We start from the raw sequence: 3,320 nt of genomic DNA on the forward strand, positions 1-3,320 counted from the left end.
GACGCCATCGCCATTCGCGAGGAGTTGGCGAAAGCCGAGATCGAGGCCGTCATACCGGCCAAGCGCAATCGCAAGAACCCTGCGCCGCACGATGCCGAAAAATACAAGTGGCGCAATCTGATCGAGCGACTGTTCAGCAAGCTCAAGAACTGGCGGCGCGTCGCCACACGCTACGACAAGAGCAAGGAGTCCTACCTCGGTTTCGTCGCCATCGCCGCAGTCAAACTCTGGCTACCCTTTGTCCACGAAGCCTAGGCGCTACCCAGGCGTATAGTGGCTCGGGCGCGTTTAATCTGAGTCTGGCTCTCGCTCTGTTCGGAATTGTCCTCGGCAGCTTTTGGGTCGTTCGGCGGCGAAGCATGACGCGAGCACGACAATTGGAGCTGATGCAGGCCCAGCTTGAGTTGGAGCGAGCAATAATCGAAGCGAATGAGGCCATTCGAGAGGCCAAGGCCGGTGGCTAGTCTCGATGGTGCCAAAAAAGGCCTTAGCGACGCCAGCGCCAGAGCGGCTAAGGCGGTCGGTGATGCCCATGGAGCGGCGACGAAAGTCAGCCTTTCCAGCTCACAAGTGATTATCGGCATGTGCGGCTTGAGCATCGGCGGCGGTGCCCCATGGGTCGTATCGGCGTTCTTTGCTCTTGGCGCTGCGACAGCGCCCCTTTCGGGCTTCGGCGCGGTTCTTGGTCTAGGCATCGCTCTCCTCATGGCGAGAGGAAAGAAGGTCATCTCAGGTGAGTTGGACTTTGAAAACGAGTCCCGGCGCATGGATGCGCTGATTGCACGGCGCGACAAATTCAAGCCGACCAGCATCGAATATAAGGAGATAAACGAGGAGATACGGGCTAGCTACCGGCTCCTCTTTCATCCGACGCCACCACTCGCGTTGCCGCCTCCGCCTCTACAGCTGCCTGCGCCCGCCGCCCCTAAGCCGGACGCTGCTTAAGCTGTTCGGGAACATCGGCGGAAGCTGGCGCGGCCACCTCATATTCCCGGCATATCGCGGCCACGCGCTCGAACGCTTCGCACGGGATGCGCACCACCATCGTGCGGGCGTCGCCGTATTTGCCTTTGCCGAGCTGTCCAGTGTCGCGGCCCGGCGTCCAGTTGGGATTGCCACGCGGTCGGGAGCGGCGTTCCATCAGGCAGCCCTCCGCTTTTGGTGATAAGCGAGGATTTCGAGAGCCGTGTCCACTTCGGGCAAAATCCCTTTAGTCCCGCCCATTGCGGCGAGCCATTTGCCCACCTTACTATCCTCGTCGGCATCCCACTTGGCATAGGTGCGGCAGGCGGTCGTCTTAAGCACTTCTAATGCTCCCGCCAGCGCGTCGGCGTGCTGGCACTCGTCGTCATTGGCTGGAATGGGTTCGGGGGCATTGGACAGATTCATGTACCCTTGAACATACGCTGTCCAATACGGCCCATGGTTCGGAATATAGCCTTGTGTGGCATCTGGTGCGGGGTCGTAAAGCTCACAGAGAGGCGTGAATTTGCCTGCCATTCGGTCTTCATCAGACAGAAAAATACCATGGCAATCGCGGAAATACTCGACCGTGTAATCGTCGCAATAGGCAGCGTGGCCTAAAATATATTTTTGCACGCGGATGCGGTCGCCAGCTTTAGCCATTGGCGGTGCCCTCCGCTTTGGTCAGTGCATTCCAGGCATCCGCCGCCTTTTCCGGAATGTCTTTGATAAGCGGGCCGCGAGCTTTGCACTTCATGCAGACGGCTTGATAATTGTCGCCCTTGCGGCGGTAATTGCCCCTGCGCAGCTCATTCAGATGAATGTTCGTGTGTTTGCAGAACGGGCAGGCGCCAAGTTGGTGGGCCGTCATGTTAGCGGCCCTCCGCGGTGTTCAACTCGGCCACCAGCGCGGCACGGTCGCGGCGGTATTTCGCCTCGGCGAGCTCGGCCTCGCCATAGGCATCAGTGAACACGATGTATTTCGCAGCTTCGTCCAGCTTGGCGATTTCAGCGCGAAGGCTGGCGGGGCTTTTAATCAGCGCCACATGCTCGATGCGGTTGACGGAAACCGAACCTTCGCCTGCAATCTCAAACTTAAGGGCGCTGGTGCAGCCAACAGTAAAATCGTTCTCGGCGGTATCGAAGCGTTTAATCCAAGCGTTGCGGGTTTCGGTCTGGCTGGCGGTGAAGTTGCCGAAGTAGGTTTTTACATCGCCCTGAGTGATGACCAGATAAACCTGAGTGTGGTCAAGGTCGATGATTTTTGAGAACAGTTGGGTATCCATAGGTTTCTTGCTTTCGTTATGAATATATTTTGTAACAAGCCTATTATACTGTCAATAGGTATAACAAAATAAATGCACCTTTATACCATTTGCGCCATAAACCCTGCGCGGGTATAAGGGTTTATCGCCACATTACGGGGAACATCTGATGGCCAAGTACGCCGATATGACGATTGAGGAGCTGCGCGGTGTCATTCGTGACGCGAACGCTGCGCTTGAAGAAAAAGTGAGCGCCCGCAAGGCGGAGCTTCTGGCTGAGCTGAAGGAACTGGGCGGTAGCGAGAATGTGGTCGATTGGACCAATTTCGACCCGACCAAGCCACCTCGCAGCCGTAGCAAGGCAGGCGCCAAGGATGGCCGCTCGAACGTCAAGGTAACTCACCGTGACCCGACCACGGGCCAGACGTGGGCCAGCAAGGGTCAGAAGCCCAAGTGGCTCCAGGCTCATATCGATGCCGGGAAAAACCCGGACGACTACCGAGTGAAGGATTGAACGACAAAAACCCCGCCTCGATGGCGGGGTTTCTTGTTTGGCACCACGGCTTGGCGCAGGCACCCAAGCCGGGTCGATAGGGCGGCTCCCGGTATCCTAGGGCGCCCCTGCGTCCTAGGGGGCACCTCGCCCCCGCCCGCTTACTTGATAATCGCAGGCGTCTTAAGCACCCGCATATCTGCCAACATGTCCTTGGCCCTGTCCTGAACGGGTAGCGCAGTTGATGCCGGGATATGGGCCACCATGAACGTTTCTGATGCTATTTGCAGCGCGCGGGCGTCGGTTGCGGAAAAGTCGGTAAGCCGTGAGTGCACAACGTGATGGCTGGTTGAGTGCTGTCAAATCGCGTTGAAGCTCAGCCCTCTTATCGCGTTGAATGTCAGCCCCCTTGGGACCTGCTCGGACGTGCCGATGTCGCCCCGGCTGAGCTGGTCGGGGTTGCTCGGCCGGGGCGATTTCGGCGTCCAGTGCGCGACGGAGGATGACGTTGTCAGGCTCGGTTTTTGAAGCGCCAGCTCTCGTTGCCGGTCTCGATGATGTCGCAGTGATGGGTCAGCCGATCGAGCATCGCGGTCGTC

General features: G+C 58.3%; 8 protein-coding genes. 3 read left to right on the top strand and 5 right to left on the bottom strand.

Translation table 11 applies throughout. The features are described 5' to 3' along the window. Together AC1DZY_RS26385 and AC1DZY_RS26390 are read left to right on the top strand one after the other, a co-directional pair. The coding region (locus AC1DZY_RS26385; protein WP_476823122.1) for a transposase at window positions 1–255 on the top strand (255 nt) is incomplete at its 5' end. Between the two features lie 201 nt (window positions 256–456). Next, a complete protein-coding gene (locus tag AC1DZY_RS26390) occupies window positions 457–945 on the top strand; it encodes a hypothetical protein (RefSeq protein WP_476823123.1) in 489 nt (162 codons plus the stop codon). On the opposite strand, the gene AC1DZY_RS26395 is transcribed toward AC1DZY_RS26390, so the two are convergent. Genes AC1DZY_RS26395 through AC1DZY_RS26410 form a run of 4 tightly spaced genes read right to left on the bottom strand, consistent with a single transcriptional unit; the run spans window position 926 to window position 2,249 of the window. After that, the gene (locus tag AC1DZY_RS26395) at window positions 926–1,141 is read right to left on the bottom strand and encodes a hypothetical protein (RefSeq protein WP_476823124.1); all 216 of its coding nucleotides are present in this window, start codon (window positions 1,139–1,141) and stop codon (window positions 926–928) included. The two genes, AC1DZY_RS26390 and AC1DZY_RS26395, sit on opposite strands and share 20 nt — an antisense overlap. Next, complete coding sequence (locus tag AC1DZY_RS26400) at window positions 1,141–1,626, bottom strand: hypothetical protein (protein ID WP_476823125.1); 486 nt, start codon at window positions 1,624–1,626, stop codon at window positions 1,141–1,143. The genes AC1DZY_RS26395 and AC1DZY_RS26400 overlap by 1 nt, the downstream gene beginning before the upstream one ends. Further along, window positions 1,619–1,834 (bottom strand): hypothetical protein, encoded by a 216-nt coding sequence (locus AC1DZY_RS26405; RefSeq protein WP_476823126.1) that lies wholly within the window; start codon window positions 1,832–1,834, stop codon window positions 1,619–1,621. Before AC1DZY_RS26405 ends, AC1DZY_RS26400 begins: the two co-directional genes overlap by 8 nt. A 1-nt stretch (window position 1,835) precedes the next feature. Beyond that, window positions 1,836–2,249 (bottom strand): hypothetical protein, encoded by a 414-nt coding sequence (locus AC1DZY_RS26410; RefSeq protein ID WP_476823127.1) that lies wholly within the window; start codon window positions 2,247–2,249, stop codon window positions 1,836–1,838. Between the two features lie 148 nt (window positions 2,250–2,397). Between AC1DZY_RS26410 and AC1DZY_RS26415 the strand changes: the two genes are divergently transcribed. Beyond that, entirely contained in the window at window positions 2,398–2,742 is a 345-nt protein-coding gene (locus AC1DZY_RS26415) for an H-NS histone family protein (protein WP_476823128.1), read from the top strand. Between the two features lie 490 nt (window positions 2,743–3,232). Here the strand turns inward: AC1DZY_RS26415 and AC1DZY_RS26420 are convergent. After that, on the bottom strand, window positions 3,233–3,320 hold an 88-nt coding region (locus tag AC1DZY_RS26420; protein WP_476823129.1), incomplete at its 5' end, for an ATP-binding protein.

This window comes from Allobosea sp. P2_A10 (assembly GCF_056405115.1).